Source organism: Neisseria sp. P0021.S005 (assembly GCF_051956955.1).
The window spans coordinates 1-1,735 of sequence record NZ_JBQCWY010000647.1; the positions used below are offsets into that span (position 1 = coordinate 1).

General features: G+C 50.1%; 1 protein-coding gene. It reads right to left on the reverse strand.

The genetic code is table 11. The features are described 5' to 3' along the window. Window positions 1-233: 233 nt before the first annotated feature. Window positions 234-1,667: a dihydrolipoyl dehydrogenase gene (gene lpdA, locus ACTHUE_RS17860; RefSeq protein WP_002225317.1), complete on the reverse strand. Its 1,434-nt coding sequence runs from the start codon at window positions 1,665-1,667 to the stop codon at window positions 234-236. Between the last annotated feature and the right edge of the window lie 68 nt (window positions 1,668-1,735).

The window sequence follows — 1,735 nt, forward strand, 5'->3', positions numbered from 1 at the left end:
TGAGCGTATAAGTTTCGGTCATCATCACATACATCTGCCACAATGCGGCCATACACATGCTGATGATGCCCATCGGTATAAAGAAAATACCGACTATTTCTTTGTTCATAATGAATGTAAATGCTGTGTGTTTGTCTGACGGAATTATAAATCAGAAAACGGAGCTCTCGAAACATTCAATTTGTCGGAGGCCTTAAGGCCGTCTGAAAAGTTTCAGACGGCCTTAATGTCTATCAACCGTGCAAAGCGCGTTTGTCAGCCGCCAATGCAGCTTCGTGAACCACTTCGGACAAGGTTGGGTGGGCATGGATAATGCGGGCGATGTCTTCGCTGCTGGCGAAGAATTCGAGCGCAGTCACGCCTTCGGTAACCAATTCGCTGACAACCGGGCCGATCATGTGTACGCCCAAGATACGGTCGGTTTTGGCATCTGCCAACACTTTAACCGTACCTTTGGCTTTGCCCATTGCCAATGCGCGACCGTTTGCACCGAAACCTGAAGTACCTTTTTTGTACTCCACGCCTTCGGCTTTGAGCTGCTCTTCGGTTTTACCCACCCAAGCGATTTCAGGATCGGTGTAAATCACGAATGGTACGTTGTTGAAGTCGATATGCGGTTTTTGACCGGCAATGCGCTCAGCAACGGCAACGCCTTCGTCGCTGGCTTTGTGTGCCAACATCGGGCCGCGGACCACGTCGCCGATTGCCCATACGTTAGGCAGGTTGGTACGGCATTCGCCATCTACTTTGATAAAGCCGCGCTCGTCTTTTTCCAAGCCTACGGCTTCCGCGTTCAGGCCTTTGGTGTTTGGAATACGGCCGATGGCAACGATCAGTTTGTCGAATACTTCAGTTTTGGCTTCGCCGGCAGCAGTTTCGTAAGCAACGGAAACGCCTTTGCCTTCGGATTTGATGTCGCCGATTTTCACGCCCAATTCGATGCTCAAACCTTGCTCTTTAGTAAAGTATTTGAAGGCTTCTTTGGCGATTTGTTGGTCTGCGGCAGCCAGGAAGGTCGGCGCGGCTTCAAGAATGGTAACTTCTGCACCCACGCGGTTCCATACGGAACCCATTTCCAAACCAATCACGCCGGAACCGATCACGCCGAGTTTGGCAGGTACTTCAGTCAGGTTCAATGCACCTTCGTTGTCCAATACATTCACGTTGTCGATAGCGACTTGTGGCAGCGGACGCGGTACGGAACCGGTGGCTACGATGACGTGTTTGGCTTCGATAACGGTTTTCTCGCCTTTGTTATCGACTTCGATTTGGTAAGCATCGCCATTTTTACCGGCAAAGGAAGCAGTACCGAACAGGCTGGTTACTTTGTTTTTTTGGAACAGGAATTTCACGCCGCCGGTCAGTTTGGTTACGATGGCATCTTTGCGCTCAATCATTTTGGCCGCGTCGAATTTTACGTCGCCGACAGTGATACCGTGTTCGGCAAACTCGTGTTGCGCAGCGTGGAAATGTTCGCTGGATTGCAACAGGGCTTTAGAAGGGATACAACCTACGTTCAAGCAAGTACCGCCCAATGCAGGGGCATTGCCTGCTTTGTTAACGCCTGCGTCAACGCAAGCGGTTTTGAAACCGAGTTGCGCGGCACGGATGGCGGCAACGTATCCGCCCGGGCCTGCACCAATCACTACTACATCATATTGAGACATCGTGTCATCCTTTGCTTTTGCAGTATCTCAAAATAAAAACGATACTTTTTGTTTCTTTTTTATTTTGA